Here is a 17982-nt window from a genome sequence, read left to right as displayed (position 1 = left end):
TTCACCGCGCCGGGCCGCGGCAAGGTCTTCAGCCAGCGCCTCACCCTGTCGTATCCGCAGTGAACGAGGCGGGCCCGGTGCCTGCTCAGCGCGCCAGCGAGGCCCCGCCGCACACCTGGATCTCCTGCCCGGTGATGGACGCGGCCACGGGCGAGAGCAGGAAGGCCACCAGCGCGGCCACCTCCTGCGGGGCGATCAGCCGGCCCAGGGGCGGCACCGCCGGAGCGCTGCCGGCGCGTGCCGGGTCGGCCAGCATGGCGGTGGCCGTGGCCGCCGGCGAGACCACGTTGACGGTGACACCACGCGCCACCACCTCGGCCGCCCAACTGCGCGCCAGCGCCACCAGGGCGGCCTTGGTGCCGGCATATTGGCTGCGACCCGCCTTGCCCTGGGCCACCCGGCTGCCCACCAACACCACCCGGCCGTGGCCGGCGGTGGCCATGGCGGGCACCAGGGCGTCGGCCAGGTGCTCGGCGGCGGCCACGTGCAGGGCCCACATGGCGCGGCCCGCCTCGGCGTCCAGTGCGCCCAGCGGGCCCACGCGCAACACGCCGGCGGCATGCACCAGCGCCTGCACCCCGCCGGGGGCGGCAGCCAGGGCACGGGCAGCGGCCTGGGTGGCAGCCGCGTCGACCAGGTCCAGTGGCTGGTGCTGGTAGTCGGGGTGGTCCAGATCGGGCGGGGCCTGGCGGCTCAGGCCGGTCACGCGCCAGCCCTGGTCCAGCAAGGCCTGCACGATGGCCCGGCCGATGCCGGCGCTGGCGCCGGAGACCACGGCGTGCGGACGGTTCCCGGCGGCGTCACTCGGCACGGATGTTCCCCTCGCGGATGATCTTGGCCGAGCGGGCGATGTCCTCGGTCTGGAAGCGGCTGAAGTCGGCGATGGAGCCCGGCGTCAGCACCAGGCCCTGCTGGGTGAGCTTGTCCCGCATGTCGCTGGCCAGCGCCTTGTTGACCTCGGCGTTCAGGCGCTGGGCGATGGCCGGGGGCAGGCCGGCCGGGCCCCACAGGCCGTACCAGCTGTAGAAGGCGTAGCCCGGCACGGTTTCGCCCACGGTGGGCATGTCGGGCTGGGCGGGTACACGCTGGGTGCTGGTGACGGCCAGCACCTTGAGCTGGCCGGCCTTGGCAAAGGCGGCAGAGCCCAGGATGGGGTCGATGAAACCGTCGATCTGGCCGCCGATCAGGTCCTGGTAGGCCGGCGCGGAGCCCTTGTAGGGCACGATCACCAGCTCGGCGTTGGCGCTGCGGCGCAGCAGTTCGGTGGCCAGGTGCCCGGCCGAGGCGGTGGAGCCCACCGCAAAGCTCAGGCGCCCCGGGTTGGCCTTGGCATGGGCCAGCAGGCCCTTGATGTCGTTGAAGGGCGCGTTCTTGTTGACCGCCACGGCCAGTGGCGCCTTGGCCACCAGGGCGATGGGGCTGAAGTCCCGCACCACGTCATAGGGCGGGTTCTTCAGGGTCATGGGCGTGGTGGTCAGCGCCGAGGCGTTGAACAGCAGGGTGTAGCCGTCGGCCGGGGCCTTGGCCACCGCGCTGGCGCCGATGGTGCCCGCGCCGCCCGGCCGGTTCTCGATGACGAAGGTCTGGCCCAGCTGCTCGCCCAACTTCTGCGCCAGCATGCGGCCCACCGCGTCCAGCGTGCCGCCGGGCGGGAAGGGGATGATCACCGTGACCGGCTTGCCGGGATAGGCCGCGGCCGGTGCCTGGGCGGCGGCCGGGCTGGCCAGGCCGCAAAGGGCGCCGGTGGCGGCCAGGGCGGCGCCGGTGGCCAGGGTGCGGTGAAAGAGGCGGCGTTGCATGGGGGAGGTCTCCGTAGGGGTCTTCAATGCCGCGTCAGGGCGCGGTGGGGGCGGGCCGCCTGGGGCGGAAATCGGGCAGGGATCGGGCGGTGGGCAGCGGCGGGGAGACGGCCGGCATCACGCCGGCATCACCACCTCCAGCGCCCGGCACAGGTCGTCCTCGGCGCCAAAGGCGCCGGAGCGGCAATCCATCAGCAGGCCGTGCCAGCGGCCGCCCTGCCAGCGGGCCTGGCCCCAGCCTGGGCGGCCGGGCAGGCCGCTCACCATGGCCTGCACGCCGGTGGCGCGGGCCAGGGCCAGCGCGGTGTCGCCGCCCAGCACCAACAGGCGCGCCGGTGGCGGCAGGGCGGTGAGGGCGGCCACCTGGGTGTGCAGCAAGGTGGCGGCCTCGGCCGCGGTCAGCGGGTGCAGGGGCGCCAGGTCGATCAGCACCGGCCCGGGCCCGCCGGCGGCGGCGTTCCGCAGGACGGCGCAGGCCTGGGCCAGCGCCTGGGGCTGGCCGTGGCGCACGGTCAGCGCCTGAGGCCAGGCGGCCTGGGCCCGGTCCCATTGGGCCCGGGCGATGGCCTGGTGGCTGGCGCCCACCACCCACACCGCGCCGGTGGCGGCACTTGCTGTGGCAGGGGCCGGGCACCCAGGGGGGGCGGCACGGACCGGCTTCAGGGCCCGCGCCCAGGCGGCAGCCAGACCGGCGCTGCCGCACCACAGCGTGGGCCGTGCCGGCTGGGGACCGGCCAGGGCGGGCAGGGCCTCGCCCAGCAGGGCGTCCAGCGTGGCGTCGTCCCGCACATCCGGCAGGTGAAGGGCGCAGTCCGCCGGCCAGTCCAGCGCGTGCAGGGCTTGCGCCAGTTGCGGGCCCCGGGCCTCGGCCTGCGTCCAGGGGGCACCGGCCGGGGCCACGGCCAGCCGGCCGCCCAGGGTGTAGCGGCCTTGGGCGGGCAGGGCCGGGGCCATGACCACGCGGCCAAAGCCACCGGCACGCGTCAGCCAGGCCACCTCGGCCAGGGTGTTGCCGCGCAGCAGGCTGTCCACCTTCTTGAAGGCGATGCCCGCATCGGCCCACCAGGGCAGCACCGGCGCCAGGTGCCCGGGCAGCGTGGGCGGGGCCACGTCACGGGTGGCGGTGGCCAGCACGGCCACGGCCGGGCCGGGCCGCTCGGCGTGCGCCGGGGGACGGTCCAGGTGCACCGGCACGCCCGCCCCAAAGGCGGCGGCGCTGTCCAGCGCGCCGGTCAGGTCATCGGCCAGCAGGTGCAGGGGGAGCCAGGGGTGGGTCATGGGGAGGGGCCGTGGGCGTCAGCGGGCAGGGCGCTGCCGCCGGTCGCGCAGCGGCGCGCCGGTCGGGCAGGGCAAGGCGGGGCGTCAGAAGCCCGGTGCGGCAGGCCGCGTCGGGCGGGTGGGGCTCAGCCGGTCACGGGCACCAGCGTCAGGCGTTTGCCCAGGTTGCGCAGGTGTTCCGCCTCGTCGGCGGGCAGGGCGTCGTCGCAGTAGATCTCGTCCACCTCGTCCAGCGTGGCCACCTGCATGAAGGTGCGCGGGCGGAACTTGGAGGCATCCACCAGCAGGCGGCGGCTGACGGCGGCACGCATCAGCGCCCGCTTGACGGCGGCCACCTCGGGTGAGGTCTCGGTGATGATGCCGCCGGTGATGGCATGCGCGCCGCACAGCAGCACATCGGCCTGGATGGCGCGCGCGGCCTCGATCAGCTGCTCCCCCACCAGCGTCTGGCTGCCAGGGCGCAGCTGGCCGCCAAACACATGCACCTGCACCTGCGGGCTGGCCCCCAGCGCCTGGGCAATGGCCAGGTCGTTGGTCACGGCGGTGAAGGGCAGGCCCCGGGCCACGGCGGCGCGGGCGGCCTCCAGCACGGTGGAGCCGCTGTCAAAGATCACGCTCTGGTGGGGCTGCAGGGCCGCCGCCGCCGCGGTGCCGATGGCCCGCTTCTCCCGCGGCGACAGCTCAGACGACGCCACCGAATCGGGCTCGAAGGCGGTGTAGCCCTGCTGGCGCAGCAGCGCACCGCCGTGGGTGCGGTCGATCACCCCTTCGGCCGCCAGGCTGTCCAGGTCGCGCCGCAGGGTGGAGACCGAGACCTCCAGCGCCTGCTCCAGCTGCACCAGGGTGACGGCGCCATGGCGGCGCAGGAATTCCACGATGCGCTGGCGGCGCTGCGCGGGCAGCAGCGAGACGACGGCCAGGGACGGGGCGGATTCGGGCAGGGGGGCGCTCATGTCGGGGCGGCTGGGCAGTGGATGGTCAGCATTCTGCGCCTGGCCGCGCCAGGGTTTGATCGGATCTGACACCTATTGACGCTTTGTGATTGATTGTGGAGGATATGCGAAGCGTTCAATCAGAAACGCTCACAAAGCGCCACGCCACCGGAGACACCGTTCATGACACGCCGCACCACTTCCCGCTTCGCCTTCACCACCCGCCGCGCCGCCGCCCTGGGCCTGGCCGCCCTGGCCACCGCTGCCGCCATGCCCGGGGCCTGGGCGCAGGGCGGCTACCCCGCCAAGCCCATCACCGTGGTGGTGCCGTACCCGGCCGGGGGCGCCAACGACATGCTGGGCCGCCTGATCGGCCAGAAGATGGGCGAGGCCCTGGGCACCACGGTCATCATCGACAACAAGCCCGGCGCCGGCGCGCTGCTGGGCGCCAACGCCGTGGCCAAGGCCGCGCCGGACGGCTACACCATCCTGGTGGGCGGCCTGGCCACCCATGCCGCCAGCCCCCACCTCATCAAGGCCGACTACGACCCGCTCAAGGACTTCGAGTCCATCGGCCTGCTGGGCCAGGCGCCCATCATCGTCATCACCTACCCGGATTCGCCCTTCAAGAGCCTGAAGGAGGTGGGCGACGCCGCCAAGAAGAAGGCCGGCGAGGTGATGTACGGCTCCTCGGGCAATGGCTCGCCGCTGCACCTGGCCGGTGAACTGTTTGACGCCACCAACGGCTCGCAGATGACCCATGTGCCCTACAAGGGCGGCAATGCCCACATCCTGGACCTGATCGGTGGCCGCGTGCCGGTGATCTTCGACACCGCCACCAACTCCATGCCGCTGATCCGCGGCGGCAAGGTGCGGCCGCTGGCGGTTTCCATGCCGCAGCGCCTGCCCGACCTGCCCCACGTGCCCACCTTTGCCGAGGCCGGCTACCCCGGCTTCCAGTTCACCGCCTGGTACGGCCTGTTCGCCCCGGCCAAAACACCCAAGGACGTGGTGGCCAAGCTCTCCGGCGCCCTGCAAACGGCGCTCAAGCAGCCCGAGGTGATCGACAAGCTGCGCAGCGTGGGTGTGAGCCCCGCCAGTGGCGATGCCGCCGAGCTGGCCAAGCTGGTGCCGGTGGAGTACGAGCGCATCGGCAAACTGATCAAGAGCGCCAACATCAAGGCCGACTGAACCCCCGGCCGCCCGGGCCCCGCCGGCCGGCCCTGTCCCGAGAACGTCGTTGGAACGTTTCGCCCGCACCGGGCCCGCCACCGCAGCGTGTCCGGGCGGGCGATTTTTCCCGCCGCCCCCGTCCGATCCCTCCCCGCGCAGAAAAGAGAACCCGATGAGCCATCCCACCCGCCTGATCCTGACGATGGGCGACCCCGCCGGCATTGGCCCTGAAATCATCGCCAAGGCCGTCCAGCACCTGGCGCCCGAGGTGCAAGCCGGCCGCCTGGACCTGCAGGTGGCCGGTTGCGAGGCCGCGCTGCGCCAGGCCGAAGCCCAGCTGGGCCTGCCGCCCACCGCCGCCCGGATGATCGACGTGGGCCAGGACTTGGGCCCCGTGGTGGGTGAATGGCGCACCGGCGAGGTGAGCGCCGCTGGCGGCGAGTGGGCCTACCGCGCCGTGTGCCGCGCCGTGGCCGAGGTGCAGGCCGGCCGGGCCGATGCCATCGTCACCGCGCCGCTGTCCAAAGAAGCGCTGCACCTGGCCGGCCATGCCTTTGAAGGCCACACCGAGCTGCTGGCCCACCTGACCGGCCAACGCGACGCGGTGATGATGCTGGCGCACGACAACCTGCGCGTCACCCACGTCACCACCCACTGCGCCCTGGCCAGCGTGCCCGGCCGCGTCACCCCCACCCGGCTGCGCCGCGTGTTCGACGTCACGCTCGACGCCCTGCGCACCCTGGGCATCGACAAACCGCGCATCGCCGTGTGTGGCCTCAACCCCCACGCCGGCGAGAACGGCGTGCTGGGCCAGGAGGACGACGCCGTCATCGCCCCCGTCATCCGCGAATACCAGGCCCGGGGCGAGGCCTTCACCGGCCCCTGGCCGGGTGACACCGTGTTCATCAAGCTGCGCGCCGGCCAGTTTGATGCGGTAGTGGCCATGTTCCACGACCAAGGCCACATCCCGGTCAAGCTGCTGGGCTTCAATGTGGACCCGGCCACCGGCAAATGGCAGGCCATCAGCGGCGTGAACATCTCGCTGGGCCTGCCCATCCTGCGCACCTCGGTGGACCACGGCACCGCCTTTGACATCGCCGGCCGTGGCATCGCCAACGCCGACAGCCTGGTGGACGCCATCCATTACGCCCAGACCCTGATTGAAGGCCGCGCCCGCATGGCAGCGGAAGCCGCATGAACGCGCCACAGTTCACCACCGCCCTGCCCACCGCCGCACCGCACCCCGACCTGCTGGCCGCCGGCGCCGTGCGCGACCTGCCGGCCACCGGCGTGCAAAGCCACGCCGCCAACCTCACCACCCTGGCCGACGGCCGGCTGGCCTGCGTGTGGTTTGGTGGCACACAAGAAGGCCTTTCGGACATCTGCGTGTGGTTCTCCACCCTGACGCCGGGCGCCAGCGCCTGGAGCCCCCCGGTGCGGCTGAGCCACGACAGCGCCCGCTCTGAGCAGAACCCCATCCTCTTCACCGCGCCCGACGGCCGGCTGTGGCTGATCCACACCGCCCAGCGCGCCGGCCACCAAGACACCGCCGTGGTGCGCTGCCGCACCTCCACCGACGGCGGCGCCACCTGGGACGAGCCGCGCGACCTGCTGCCCGGCAGCGGCCTGTTCGTGCGCCAGCCCCCGCTGGTGCGGGCCGATGGCGCCTGGCTGCTGCCCGTCTTCCGCTGCCGCGCGCTGCCCGGCCTGCGCTGGAGCGGCGACGACGATGACAGCGTGCTCTTCATCAGCCACGACCAGGGCGCCACCTGGACCGTGCGCGAAGTGCCCCACAGCCTGGGTGCCGTGCACATGAACGTGGTGCCCGGCAGCCAGGGCCCCGACCACCTGCTGGCCTTCTACCGCAGCCGCTGGGCCGACTGGGTCTACCGCAGCGAAAGCCACGACGGCGGCGAGACCTGGAGCGCCCCGCAGCCCACCCCGGTGCCCAACAACAACTCCTCGGTGCAGGTGGTGCGCCTGGCCAGCGGCCGCCTGGCCCTGGTGTGCAACCCGGTGAGCGCCGCCCACGCCACCGACCGCCGCGTCTCGCTCTATGACGAGATCGAATCGGAAGATGACGCCGCCAATCCCTTGCCGGAGGCCGGCGCCGCCAACGCCGGCGGCCGCCGCCTGGCCTTCTGGGGGGCGCCGCGCGCCCCCATGGCCCTGCTGCTGTCGGACGACGACGGCCTGAGCTGGCCGATGCGTCGCGATGTGGAGACCGGCGACGGCTACTGCCTGACCAACAACTCCGCCGAGCAGCGCAACCGCGAACTCTCCTACCCCAGCGTCCACCAGGGCCCGGACGGCCGCCTGCAGCTGGCCTACACCTGGCACCGCCAGCACATCCGCCATGTGGTGTGCGACGAAGCCTGGGCCGCCACCTTGCCGGCTGATGCGGGACTCCCCCTTCCGACGCAGGACTGAGCCCCTGACATGAGCACCGTGATGAGCACCGTGAACGCTTCAAACCCCGCCGCCGCCCCGGCCATCCTCCACCAAGCCGGCCGCGTGGTGGCCGGCGCCGGCTGCCTGCAGCGCCTGCCCGAGCTGCTGGCCGGCTGGCGCCCGCGCCACCTGCTGCTGGTGGTGGGCCGCCATGTGGCCGCCGACAGCCCGCTGTCCGCCTTGATCCCGGCGCTGGAAGCCGCCGGCACCCGCGTGAGCCTGCTGCCCCCCGTGCCGCCCGAGCCGCTGGAAAGTGACGTGGACGGCCTGCTGGCCGCCGCCCAATCAGCGGCGGAAGCTGCCAGCCAGCCCATCGACTTTGTGGCCGGCATCGGCGGCGGCAGCGCGATCGACGTGGCCAAGGTCCTGGCCGTCTTGCTGGCCCACCCGGTCAGCCTGCGCGCCCTGCTTTCGGGCACCCCGGTGCCCGGCCGTGGCCTGCCCACCGCCATGGTGCCCACCACCGCCGGCACCGGCGCCGAGGCCACGCCCAACTCCATCATCCTGGTGCCGCAGGACGCGCTCAAGATCGGCATCGTCAGCCCCCACCTGCTGCCCGACCTGGTGCTGCTGGACCCGCTGCTCACCCTCAGCCTGCCGGCCGAGGTGACGGCCCACACCGGCATTGACGCGCTGTGCCACGCCATCGAGTGCGTCACCTCCAAAAAAGGCAACACCTTCTCCACCCTGTACGGGCTGGAGGCCATCCGCCTGATTGGCCGCAGCATCCGCCGCGCCTTTGCCAACGGGCAGGACGTGGACGCCCGCCAAGACATGCTGCTGGGCAGCTACTACGGCGGCGTGTGCATCGCCACCAGCTCCACCACGGCGGTGCACGCCCTGGCCTACCCGCTGGGCGGGCGCTTTCGCGTGCCGCATGGCCTGTCCAACGCCATGCTGCTGCCCACCGTGATGGCCTACAACCGTGTGGGCAACGAAGCCGCCTTTGCCGCCATGGCCGCCGCCCTGGGCCTGCCCGTGCAAGGCCAGAGCGATGCCGACGCGGCCGATGCCTTTGTGGCCGCACTGCGCCAGCTCAACGCCGACCTGGGCATCACCACCCGCCTGCGCGACCTGGGCGTGGTGGAAGCCGACCTGGACGCCCTGGTGGCCGGCGCCGCCAAGGTCACCCGCCTGCTGGACAACAACCCCCGCCCGATGGACCACGCCGCCATGCGCGCCATCTACGCCGACGTGCTCTGAGGAGACGAGACACCATGCACACCCCCGTCCATTCCCTGCCCGAGAACCACTTCAAGCGCGCCCTGGCCGCTGGCGAGCGCCTGCTGGGCCTGTGGATCAACTTCGACCATGTGGCCATCGTTGAAGTGCTGGCCGGCTCCGGCTTCGACTGGCTGCTGCTCGACATGGAGCACACCCCCAGCGACCTGCACATCATCGGCAGCCAGCTGCTGGCCCTGCGCGGCACCCAGGTCGCCCCCATCGTGCGTGTGCCCATCCACGACATGGCCTGGATCAAGCGCGTGCTGGACGCTGGCGCGCCCAACATCATGGTGCCCAACGTGCGCAACGCCAAAGAGGCCGCCGAAGTCGTCTCCTGGACCCGCTTTGCCCCCGACGGCCAGCGCGGCGTGGCCAGCAGCACCCGCGCCGGCGGCTGGCTGCGCCGCAAAGACTTTCTGCCCCGCGCCAACGACGAGATCGGCGTGATCGTGCAGATCGAATCCCGCGAAGCCCTGGACGACCTGGCCGCCATCTGCGCCGTGCCCGGCGTGGACGCCGTCTTCATCGGCCCCTCTGACCTGGCTGCCAGCCTGGGCCACCGCGGCAACGCCCTGCACCCCGAGGTGCAGGCCGCCATCTCACAGGCCATCGCCACCGGCCGCGCCGCCGGCAAGCCGGTGGGCATCCTCGCCGCCGACGGCAAAGCCGAGGGCTACATCGCCCAAGGCGCCACCCTGGTGGGCGTGGGCACCGACCTGCACCTGCTCATCGCCGCAGCGGATGCGCTGGCGGCGAAGTGGCGGGAGGGCTGAGGGGCACCGTTCGAGCGCTTTGCCCTCGATCCACGGTCCACGGTTGGGCGTGGATCGGCGATGCACTGCCTTGGGATGGGCCTGTACAAGCTGCGGTCGTCCACGCGGCAAGGCGTCGCAGCAGCGGGCGCCGCGCCCCAATCACCCCCTTTGGCCCGCCCCTTGGCTCAGGGCAGGTGCCAACTCCAGAGGTAGAGCGCCGCCGTCAGCCCCATGGCGACCGTCAGGCTGCAAAGGCTCATCCACCCCGGCCGCAACAAGAGGCTCTTGTTGGGGTGCTTGGGGTGGTAGTAGATGCGCACCCGACCCGTCGGCTCGACAGCCACCAGGCGGGGCAGCACATAGGCCGCGTTCTTGAGCAGGCCCGATGCAGACATCTTCCATACCGAGATCTCATGGCCGAGGAACTCCTGCCCGTTCACCTGATACCGGTAAAGCGCCGAGGGCACATGGTCTGCGTCGCCTGAGCCCAGGCCAGCACCCCCCAGGGGACGAATGCCCAAGCTCAAAAGCTGGCCTTCGGCATGTGGCCAAGCACGAACCTTCAGCACGTGCCATAGCGATCCGCCCAGAACGACCAGCACGTACACCGTCGCCCAAAAATGAATCCCCTGGACCTCCTTGCGAAGGGCCAAGTCCAGCATGTCTCGCAGGTAGTCGAGCACCGTGATCCGCGTCCTGTCGGGTCCTAGTCGTTGAAGCGGTTGGGGCCAGATCAGGCCCGAGCCGCGCCCATCATGCCCCGTGCGGCCCGCACCGCCTCCCAGGTGGGAGGCCTGCCGCAGGCACCGTACCACCACCGGGAGTGGCTCGGGCCTGCCGGCGCAGCCGCCGGTGAGTATCGACGCCCTGGGCCGTGGTGGCGCCCGTGGCGCCTCACTTCTTCAAACTGATCACCTGCCCGCGGGTCACGGCCTTGAGGCCTTCGGCACCAAACTCCACGCCCCAGCCGGAGGCCTTGATGCCGCCAAACGGCACCAGCGGGTGGATGGCGCCGTGCTGGTTGATCCAGACGGTACCCGCCTGCAGGCGCTGGGCCACGGCATGGGCGGCGGCGGTGTCGGTGCCCCAGACCGAGGCGCCCAGGCCCACCTGCAGGCGGTTGGCGCTGGCCACCGCCTCGTCCACGCTGCGGTAGCGCAGGATGGGCAGCACCGGGCCGAACTGCTCCTCGTCCACCAGGGGGGCGCCGTCGGCGATGTCGGTCACCAGGGTCACGGGGTAGAACAGGCCGGGGCCGGGCAGGGGCTCTCCGCCGCAGACGATGGTGGCGCCGCCGGCGCGGGCGCTGTCGACCAGGCGCTTGACCTTGTCGAACTGCGGGCGGTTTTGCAGGGGCCCCAAGGCCACGCCGGGCTGCAGGCCGTTGCCCATGGGCAGGGCCTGGGCCAGGGCGCGCAGCTCGGCCACCACGGCGTCGTGCAGGCTGTCGGGCACATACAGGCGTTTGGCGCAGGCGCAGGTCTGGCCCATGTTGAGGAAGGCGCCCCAGAACAGGCCCATGGCGATGGCGCGCGGGTTGGCATCGGGCAGCACGATGGCGGCGTCATTGCCGCCCAGCTCCAGCGTGGTGGGCTTGAGGTGACGGGCCGCGGCGGTGGCGATCTTGATGCCTGTGGCTTCGGAGCCGGTGAACATGACCTTGTCCACCCGCGGGTGCTCCACCAGCCAGCCGCCCACCTCGCCGCCGCCGCTCACGGTGTTGAGCACGCCCGGGGGCAGGGCGGCGGCCATCAGGCGCACCATCTCCAAGGTGCCGATGGAGGTGAGTTCGGAGGGCTTGATGACCACCGTGTTGCCGGCCCGCAGCGAGGGGATGATCTGCCAGATGGCGATCAGCAGCGGCCAGTTCCAGGGGGCGATGGCGCCGATCACGCCATGCGGGCGGCGGTGCATCTCGTCGCGGCGGGTGTCGTCTTCAAACACCACGTCCACGGGCAGGGGCAGGGAGGCGGTGACGCGGGTCCAGGCTTCGCAGCCGTGCAGCTCAAAGCGGGCGCCGGGCACTTGATCAGGGCCCACGCCGCCCAGCGGCTTGCCCTGCTCGCGTGTGACCCAGGTGGCCAGTGCCTCGGCGTGCTCGTGCAGCACATCGGCCACAGCCATCAGGCGGGCTTGGCGCTCGGCATCGGGCAGGGCGGCCCAGGCCGGCTGGGCGGCGTGGGCCGCGCCTACAGCGGCAGCCACCTGATCGGGCGTGCTGTGCGGCACGCGGCCGATCACTTCGCCCGTGGCCGGGTTGAACGAGTCAAAGTGGGTGGGCGAGTCCACGGCCTGGCCGGCCAGGGTGTTGAGGTAGGTGGGGGTGTGCAAGGGCGTGTCTCCGGAAGTCTTGGCTTGGCTGCAGGCCAGTATGGGCAGGGCCGGGCGGGCCACGCATCGCGAACCTTCGCCCCGGGACTTCCCCCAGGTGCGGCCCGGGGCCGGGGCCGGCCGTGGGCTTCTCGGCGAGACTCCCGGTCATGCCCACCCCCCATGCCGACGCCCGCCTGCACGAGGAGCAGCGCCGCCTGCGCGCCCTGCTGCTGGACGGGCCGCAAGCCCTGCGCTGGCAGCCCGCCCGGGACCTGGCCGCCCACCTGCTGCTCTACCTGGACGACCCCGCCCGGTGCTGGCAGATCACCGCCGATTGGCTGTGCCGCACCGTGCACGCCGACCGGGTGGACGCCGGCCCCGGCGGCTACGGCGCAGGCCCGGAGGGGGCGCGCGACTACGTGGTGCTGGTGGAGAGCCAGCGCCGCCCGGGCCTGATGCCCAGCATGCTGGGCCGCCGAGTGCCAGCCACCGAGCCCGGTGTGCGCCAGGTCTGGGCCAGCCAGGGCCTGTGCGTGCTGCCGCACCTGAGCGAGCAGCGCCAGGTGTCGGCCGGCACCCGGGCCCTGCTGGCCCAGGCCGGCACCGCCGCCAAGCTGGCGTTGGGCCTGGCCGGGCGCCGCCCCGTGGGCCTGATCTGCGCCGATTGGGAAGACGCCAGCCCCCACTGGCAGCCCGGCGCCTTGCAGGCCCTGCCGGCCCTTTGCCAGCAGCTGCTGGCGCCCGTGCTGGAGACAGCGCAGGCGCTGGCGGCCCCGGACACCGTAGGGCCCCTGGCCGACGGCGCCGCCGCGGGGGGGCTGCCGCCTGCGGATCCGGACCTGGCCCCCGCGTCCGGCCACCCGGGCCACCTGAGCCCCTGGCTGGCCCGCCTGACGCCGGCCGAGCGCAAAGTGGCCCGGTTGGTCGCCCAGGGCCTGAGCTACAAGGAAGTGGCCCGCGCCCTGGACCGATCCACCGCCACCATCGACCACCAGCTGCGCAGCATCCGCGCCAAGCTGGGCGTGGCCTCCACCGCGCGGCTGGTGCGGGTGCTGGCCGGCGGCTGAGGACCGGCCACGGGCCCGACGGGCCGGCCGGCCGGGCTCACTCCCCGTCGATGGGCGGCATCTCGCCCAGCAGGCCGATCACCTCATCGAGCGTGGCGTAGAAGCGGGCCATCACCGCCTGGCCGATGTGGTCCTCCACCATCTGATAGACCGCCTCGATCTGCGGCGCCATGGTCTGGGCCAGGCGGCGGCTGGCGTCGGTCAGGCTCACCATCACGCGGCGTTGGTCGTGGGGCAGGCGCTCGCGGGTGACCAGGCCCATGTCGTCCATGCGGGCCAGCACGCCGGCCAGGCTGGGGCTGGAGATGCGGCAGCGCTCGCCAATCTGGCGCGGCTCCTGGGGGCCCGACTCCAGCAGGGCGCGAATGATGCGCCATTGCTGCTCGGTCACGCCGTGCGCATTCAGGATGGGGCGAAAGCGCCCCAGCACACCGTCGCGTGCGGTCAGTAGCAGCAGGGGCAGGTTGCGGTGGCGGAACACGCGCTCACGGCCGGTGCTGCTGCTGGAGGCTTCGGGTGGGTCGGCAGCGGGTTCGATTGACATGCTCATATCTTAGTGAATACATTACTAATCTATTAGTGATTAGCCGCGACGGACCGTCGCCTACTGCCGCATGTCTGCCGTCGCACTGCCCGCACCGGGCTTGCCGCCGTGCCCGCCGCTCTTGAGCGGTGTGGTCTACAACACCCTGCTCAACCACGCCCCCGAATGGGAGGCCTTGGGCGAGACCGCCCACCAGCCGCCGCACAAGGCCCCTGCGCAGCGGCCGGTGCTGGCCCTGCGGCCGCGCAACACCTTGGCCGGGCCGGGGGCGCGGGTGGTGGTGCCGGCGGGTGAGGCGGCGCTGCAGGTGGGCGTGTCGCTGGGGCTGGTGATTGGCCAGCCCGCCTGTGCCGTGCCGGCCGAGCGCGCCGCCGAGGTGGTGGCCGGCTACTGTGTGGTGGCCGATGTGTGGGTGCCGCACCCCAGCCACTACCGCCCCGCCGTGCGCCAGCACGCCCGCGACGGCTTCTGCCCCCTGGGCCCGGTGGTGTCGGCCAGCGCCGTGGCAGAGCCGGACGCCCTGCGCACCGAGGTCTGGGTGGACGGCGTCTGCATGCAGCAGGCCAGCACCGCGCAGCGCCTGCGCCCCGTGGCCCGCCTGATCGCCGACGTCACCGATTTCATGACCTTGCAGCCCGGCGATGTGCTGATGCTGGGGGCCGCCACCCCCGCGCCGCTGGTGCGGGCCGGCCAGCGGGTGAGCCTGCGCATCGATGGCCTGCCGGCCCTGGCGCTTGAACTCGTGGCGGGGGAGGGCCGGTGATGACGGTCGTGACCCCACTGGCCCATGCGGACGCCAACGCCCGTCGCTGCGCCCTGCCGGCGCAGCCGGCCCTCAGCCCCCGTGCCCGCGTGGCCTATGGCGGGGCGCTGCACACCGCCTGGCCCTGGTCGCCCGAGGGCGCCACCGGCCTGGCCGCCATCGCCAGCGGCTGGCTGCGCCTGGCCGACGGTCGCGTGCTGCGCGAGGACGAGGTGGTGTGGCTGCCGCCCTTTGAGGTGGGCACCGTCATCGCCCTGGGCCTGAACTACGCCGACCATGTCAAGGAGTTGAGCAAGGAGCTCACCGTCACCGCCGCCGACGAACCGCTGGTCTTTTTGAAGGGGCCGGGTGCCGTGATCGGCCACCGCGGCGCCACCCGCCGCCCGGACGGCGTGGCCTTCATGCACTACGAGTGCGAGCTGGCCGTGGTGATGGGCCGCACCGCGACCCAGGTCCGCCGCGAAGACGCCCTGGCCCATGTGGCCGGCTACACCGTGTGCAACGACTACGCCATTCGCGACCTGCTGGAGAACTGGTACCGCCCCAACCTGCCGGTGAAGAACCGCGACACCGCCACCGTGCTGGGCCCCTGGCTGGTGCCCGCCGCCGCCGTGCCCGATCCGCAGGCGCTGGCGCTGCGCACCCGCGTGAACGGCCAGATCACCCAGCAAGGCCACACCGGTCACATGGTGCATGACGTGGCCGACCTGATCGCCTACCTCAGCCGTTTCATGACGCTGCAGCCGGGCGACGTGATCCTGACCGGCACGCCTGAAGGCGTGGTCAACGTCAACGAAGGCGACGAAGTCGTCTGCGAGATCGACGGCATCGGCCGCCTGGTCAACACCCTCGTCGGCGACGCCGCGTTCGGCCGCTGAGCACCCACAAGGACACGCACCCATGCGCATCGACCACCTGATCAACGGCCAGGCCGTCGCCGGCCGGCAGTATTTCGAGACCGTCAACCCCGCCACCCAGGAGGTGCTGGCCGAGGTGGCCGCCGGCGGCGCCGCCGAGGTGAATGCCGCGGTCCAGGCCGCCAAGGACGCCTTCCCGGCCTGGGCCGGCCGGCCCGCCACCGAGCGGGCCGCGCTGATGCGCAAGCTGGGTGAGCTGATCGCCCGGCACGTGCCCGAGATCGCCCGCACCGAGACGACGGACACCGGCCAGAGCATCAGCCAAACGGCCAAGCAGCTGGTGCCGCGCGCGGCCGACAACTTCCACTACTTCGCCGAGATGTGCACCCGGGTGGACGGCCACACCTACCCCACGCCCACGCACCTGAACTACACCCTGTTCCACCCGGTGGGCGTGTGCGCGCTGATCAGCCCCTGGAACGTGCCCTTCATGACCGCCACCTGGAAGGTCGCGCCCTGCCTGGCTTTCGGCAACACGGCGGTGCTGAAGATGAGCGAGCTCTCGCCCCTGACCGCCGCCCGCCTGGGTGAGCTGGCGCTGGAGGCGGGCATCCCGGCCGGCGTGCTCAACATCGTGCACGGCTTCGGCGCCGACGCCGGCGAGCCGCTGTGTGCCCACCCTGACGTGCGGGCCATCAGCTTCACCGGCTCCACCGCCACCGGCCACCGCATCGTCAAGGCCGCCGGCCTGAAGAAGTTCAGCATGGAGCTGGGCGGCAAGAGCCCCTTCGTGGTCTTCGCCGACGCCGACCTGGACCGCGCCCTGGACGCCGCGGTGTTCATGATCTTCAGCAACAACGGCGAGCGCTGCACCGCCGGCAGCCGCATCCTGGTGCAAAAGAACATTTACGCCGACTTCGCCGCCAGGTTCGCCGAGCGCGCCCGGCGCATCACCGTGGGCGACCCGCTGATGGATACGACCATCATCGGCCCGATGATCAGCCAAGGCCATCTGGCCAAGGTGCGCCACTACATCGAGCTGGGCACGAAGGAGGGCGCCACGCTGCTGTGCGGTGGCCTGGACGCGCCCGAGCTGCCGGCCCATCTGGCCAAGGGCAACTTCGTCAAGCCCACCGTCTTCGCCGACGTGGACAACCGCATGAAGATCGCCCAGGACGAGATCTTCGGTCCGGTGGCCTGCCTGATCCCCTTCGAGGACGAGGCCGAGGCCATCCGCATCGCCAACGACACCGCCTACGGCCTGTCGAGCTATGTCTGGACCGAGAACATCGGCAAGGCGCACCGCGTGGCCGCGGCCATCGAGGCGGGCATGTGCTTCGTCAACAGCCAGAACGTGCGCGACCTGCGCCAGCCCTTCGGCGGCACCAAGGCCAGCGGCACCGGGCGCGAGGGTGGCACCTGGAGCCACGAGGTGTTCCTGGAGCCGAAGAACGTGGCGGTGTCGATGGGCTCGCACCACATTCCGCATTGGGGTGTTTGAGGACCTCGCTCGCAGGACCCGGAGCGGGGCAGGGGGCTGGGGTGCTTGGCTGCGCTCATGCCAGGGCCAGAGGCCCTGGCCGTCGCCAGGCACAAACAGTCCTCAGGACTGTTTGTGTCCGGGCTCCGTCCCCCGGCCCGGGCTTCGCCGGGCCCTCCTCCTTTACTTCGCTCCGCCAAGCACCCCAGCCCCCTGCCACTCCACCGTGCTGCCCTGCGGAGCAGTCAGACCGCGACGGAACAGGCAGTGGCAGGTGGCCGCTGGAGCGAAGTAAAGGAGGAGGGCTGGTCGAAGACCAGCCCGGGGGACATGAGCGCAAGCGGCCACCTGCCGCTGCCGCCCGCGCCGCCCTTTGAAGTCGGAAGACTTGGCCTCATCAGGAGACACACTATGGGCAAGCTCGCTCTCGTCGGAAAGATCACCCACGTCCCGTCGATGTACCTCTCGGAGCTCGACGGCCCGCGCAAGGGCACGCGGCAGGACGCGATCGATGGCCACATCGAGATCGGCCGGCGCTGCCGCGAACTGGGCGTGGACACCCTGGTGGTGTTCGACACCCACTGGCTGGTCAATGCCAACTACCACCTCAACTGCGCGCCGCACTTCAAGGGCAGCTACACCAGCAACGAGCTGCCGCACTTCATCAAGAACATGCCCTTCGAGTGCCACGGCAACCCCGAACTGGGCCAGCTGATGGCGCGCGTGGCCACCGGGATGGGCGTCGAGACCCTGGCCCACCACGAGACCACCCTCGACCCCGAATACGGCACCCTGGTGCCGCTGCGCTACATGAACCCCGACCAGCACTTCAAGGTCGTGTCGGTGTCGGCGCTGTGCACCGTCCACTACCTCAACGACTCGGCCCGCCTGGGCTGGGCGCTGCGCAAGGCCGTCGAGGACCACTACGACGGCACCGTCGCCTTCCTCGCCAGCGGCTCGCTCAGCCACCGCTTCGCCCAGAACGGCCTGGCGCCCGAATACGCCTTCAAGGTCTGGAGCCCCTTCCTGGAACAGCTCGACCGCCGCGTCATCGAGATGTGGGAGAAGGGCCAGTGGGACGACTTCTGCGCCATGCTCCCCGAGTACGCCAGCAAGGGCCACGGCGAAGGCTTCATGCACGACACCGCGATGATGCTGGGCGCACTCGGCTGGAGCGAATACGCCGCCCCGGCCGAGATCGTCACCCCGTACTTCGGCGCCAGCGGCACCGGCCAGCTCAACGCCGTCTTCCCGGTCACGCCGGTCAGCGGCCGCGCCATCCCGGCGGCCCAGGCCTCGGCGGCCGACGGCTACACCGCGATCGCCACCCGCCTCTGAGGAGCCCG

17 protein-coding genes are annotated in these 17982 nt (G+C 72.0%); 10 read left to right on the top strand and 7 right to left on the bottom strand.

Features of this window, described 5'->3' with window-relative positions:
- Positions 1-85: 85 nt before the first annotated feature.
- The 4 genes from G3A44_RS15020 to G3A44_RS15005 all read right to left on the bottom strand — a co-directional run bounded on the left by G3A44_RS15020 (position 86) and on the right by G3A44_RS15005 (position 4030).
- A complete protein-coding gene (locus G3A44_RS15020; protein ID WP_163458425.1) occupies positions 86-811 on the bottom strand; it encodes an SDR family NAD(P)-dependent oxidoreductase in 726 nt (241 codons plus the stop codon).
- Positions 801-1799, bottom strand: coding sequence for a Bug family tripartite tricarboxylate transporter substrate binding protein (locus G3A44_RS15015; protein WP_163458423.1), 999 nt, complete (start codon positions 1797-1799; stop codon positions 801-803). Before G3A44_RS15015 ends, G3A44_RS15020 begins: the two co-directional genes overlap by 11 nt.
- Before the next feature lie 117 nt (positions 1800-1916).
- Positions 1917-3077: a four-carbon acid sugar kinase family protein gene (locus tag G3A44_RS15010; protein WP_163458422.1), complete on the bottom strand. Its 1161-nt coding sequence runs from the start codon at positions 3075-3077 to the stop codon at positions 1917-1919.
- Between the two features lie 125 nt (positions 3078-3202).
- Entirely contained in the window at positions 3203-4030 is an 828-nt protein-coding gene (locus G3A44_RS15005) for a DeoR/GlpR family DNA-binding transcription regulator (RefSeq protein ID WP_163458420.1), read from the bottom strand.
- Between the two features lie 162 nt (positions 4031-4192).
- Here G3A44_RS15005 and G3A44_RS15000 point away from each other — a divergent pair, with 162 nt between their 5' ends.
- From G3A44_RS15000 to G3A44_RS14980, 5 genes are all read left to right on the top strand, one after another.
- Positions 4193-5200: a Bug family tripartite tricarboxylate transporter substrate binding protein gene (locus tag G3A44_RS15000; RefSeq protein ID WP_163458418.1), complete on the top strand. Its 1008-nt coding sequence runs from the start codon at positions 4193-4195 to the stop codon at positions 5198-5200.
- Positions 5201-5354: 154 nt separating this feature from the next.
- Positions 5355-6380 (top strand): 4-hydroxythreonine-4-phosphate dehydrogenase PdxA, encoded by a 1026-nt coding sequence (pdxA, locus tag G3A44_RS14995; RefSeq protein ID WP_163458416.1) that lies wholly within the window; start codon positions 5355-5357, stop codon positions 6378-6380.
- The gene (locus tag G3A44_RS14990; protein ID WP_163458414.1) at positions 6377-7612 is read left to right on the top strand and encodes a sialidase family protein; all 1236 of its coding nucleotides are present in this window, start codon (positions 6377-6379) and stop codon (positions 7610-7612) included. Before pdxA ends, G3A44_RS14990 begins: the two co-directional genes overlap by 4 nt.
- A gap of 9 nt (positions 7613-7621) precedes the next feature.
- Entirely contained in the window at positions 7622-8836 is a 1215-nt protein-coding gene (locus tag G3A44_RS14985) for an iron-containing alcohol dehydrogenase (protein ID WP_203561430.1), read from the top strand.
- Positions 8837-8850: 14 nt separating this feature from the next.
- Positions 8851-9630 (top strand): HpcH/HpaI aldolase family protein, encoded by a 780-nt coding sequence (locus G3A44_RS14980; RefSeq protein ID WP_163458412.1) that lies wholly within the window; start codon positions 8851-8853, stop codon positions 9628-9630.
- A gap of 167 nt (positions 9631-9797) precedes the next feature.
- On the opposite strand, the gene G3A44_RS14975 is transcribed toward G3A44_RS14980, so the two are convergent.
- Both G3A44_RS14975 and G3A44_RS14970 read right to left on the bottom strand, forming a co-directional pair.
- Positions 9798-10295 carry a DUF3592 domain-containing protein gene (locus G3A44_RS14975; RefSeq protein ID WP_163458410.1) on the bottom strand — a complete coding sequence of 166 codons (498 nt, stop codon included), beginning with the start codon at positions 10293-10295 and terminating at the stop codon, positions 9798-9800.
- Between the two features lie 211 nt (positions 10296-10506).
- Positions 10507-11943: an aldehyde dehydrogenase family protein gene (locus G3A44_RS14970; RefSeq protein ID WP_203561429.1), complete on the bottom strand. Its 1437-nt coding sequence runs from the start codon at positions 11941-11943 to the stop codon at positions 10507-10509.
- A gap of 149 nt (positions 11944-12092) precedes the next feature.
- Between G3A44_RS14970 and G3A44_RS14965 the strand changes: the two genes are divergently transcribed.
- On the top strand, positions 12093-12992 hold the full coding sequence (locus G3A44_RS14965; protein ID WP_163458408.1) for a helix-turn-helix transcriptional regulator: 900 nt from the start codon (positions 12093-12095) through the stop codon (positions 12990-12992).
- A 37-nt stretch (positions 12993-13029) separates the two neighbouring features.
- Here G3A44_RS14965 and hpaR read toward each other — a convergent pair whose 3' ends face one another.
- Positions 13030-13536, bottom strand: coding sequence for a homoprotocatechuate degradation operon regulator HpaR (hpaR, locus tag G3A44_RS14960; RefSeq protein ID WP_163458406.1), 507 nt, complete (start codon positions 13534-13536; stop codon positions 13030-13032).
- A gap of 70 nt (positions 13537-13606) precedes the next feature.
- On the opposite strand from hpaR, the gene G3A44_RS14955 reads away from it, so the two are divergent.
- The 4 genes from G3A44_RS14955 to hpaD all read left to right on the top strand — a co-directional run bounded on the left by G3A44_RS14955 (position 13607) and on the right by hpaD (position 17974).
- The gene (locus G3A44_RS14955; RefSeq protein ID WP_163458405.1) at positions 13607-14299 is read left to right on the top strand and encodes a fumarylacetoacetate hydrolase family protein; all 693 of its coding nucleotides are present in this window, start codon (positions 13607-13609) and stop codon (positions 14297-14299) included.
- Entirely contained in the window at positions 14299-15177 is an 879-nt protein-coding gene (locus G3A44_RS14950; RefSeq protein WP_163458403.1) for a fumarylacetoacetate hydrolase family protein, read from the top strand. The genes G3A44_RS14955 and G3A44_RS14950 overlap by 1 nt, the downstream gene beginning before the upstream one ends.
- Before the next feature lie 22 nt (positions 15178-15199).
- Positions 15200-16657: a 5-carboxymethyl-2-hydroxymuconate semialdehyde dehydrogenase gene (gene hpaE, locus G3A44_RS14945; RefSeq protein WP_163458402.1), complete on the top strand. Its 1458-nt coding sequence runs from the start codon at positions 15200-15202 to the stop codon at positions 16655-16657.
- 390 nt (positions 16658-17047) lie between these two features.
- Entirely contained in the window at positions 17048-17974 is a 927-nt protein-coding gene (hpaD, locus tag G3A44_RS14940) for a 3,4-dihydroxyphenylacetate 2,3-dioxygenase (protein WP_163458400.1), read from the top strand.
- Positions 17975-17982 lie beyond the last annotated feature (8 nt).

Origin of the sequence: Ideonella livida, from assembly GCF_010499455.1 — a bacterium.
In the GTDB taxonomy this organism is placed as follows: Bacteria; Pseudomonadota; Gammaproteobacteria; order Burkholderiales; family Burkholderiaceae_C; genus Ideonella; species Ideonella livida.
Note: the sequence above shows the minus strand (reverse complement) of the source record. Positions and strands in the feature narration are given on the sequence as shown.

Bases quoted from the DNA above. Each gene is read 5' to 3' on its own strand.
- G3A44_RS15015 (WP_163458423.1), bottom strand. From the start codon at position 1,799: ATGCAACGCCGCCTCTTTCACCGCACCCTGGCCACCGGCGCCGCCCTG.
- G3A44_RS15010 (WP_163458422.1), bottom strand. From the start codon at position 3,077: ATGACCCACCCCTGGCTCCCCCTGCACCTGCTGGCCGATGACCTGACC.
- G3A44_RS15005 (WP_163458420.1), bottom strand. From the start codon at position 4,030: ATGAGCGCCCCCCTGCCCGAATCCGCCCCGTCCCTGGCCGTCGTCTCG.
- G3A44_RS15000 (WP_163458418.1), top strand. From the start codon at position 4,193: ATGACACGCCGCACCACTTCCCGCTTCGCCTTCACCACCCGCCGCGCC.
- pdxA (WP_163458416.1), top strand. From the start codon at position 5,355: ATGAGCCATCCCACCCGCCTGATCCTGACGATGGGCGACCCCGCCGGC.
- G3A44_RS14990 (WP_163458414.1), top strand. From the start codon at position 6,377: ATGAACGCGCCACAGTTCACCACCGCCCTGCCCACCGCCGCACCGCAC.
- G3A44_RS14985 (WP_203561430.1), top strand. From the start codon at position 7,622: ATGAGCACCGTGATGAGCACCGTGAACGCTTCAAACCCCGCCGCCGCC.
- G3A44_RS14980 (WP_163458412.1), top strand. From the start codon at position 8,851: ATGCACACCCCCGTCCATTCCCTGCCCGAGAACCACTTCAAGCGCGCC.
- G3A44_RS14965 (WP_163458408.1), top strand. From the start codon at position 12,093: ATGCCCACCCCCCATGCCGACGCCCGCCTGCACGAGGAGCAGCGCCGC.
- hpaR (WP_163458406.1), bottom strand. From the start codon at position 13,536: ATGTCAATCGAACCCGCTGCCGACCCACCCGAAGCCTCCAGCAGCAGC.
- G3A44_RS14955 (WP_163458405.1), top strand. From the start codon at position 13,607: ATGTCTGCCGTCGCACTGCCCGCACCGGGCTTGCCGCCGTGCCCGCCG.
- G3A44_RS14950 (WP_163458403.1), top strand. From the start codon at position 14,299: ATGACGGTCGTGACCCCACTGGCCCATGCGGACGCCAACGCCCGTCGC.
- hpaE (WP_163458402.1), top strand. From the start codon at position 15,200: ATGCGCATCGACCACCTGATCAACGGCCAGGCCGTCGCCGGCCGGCAG.
- hpaD (WP_163458400.1), top strand. From the start codon at position 17,048: ATGGGCAAGCTCGCTCTCGTCGGAAAGATCACCCACGTCCCGTCGATG.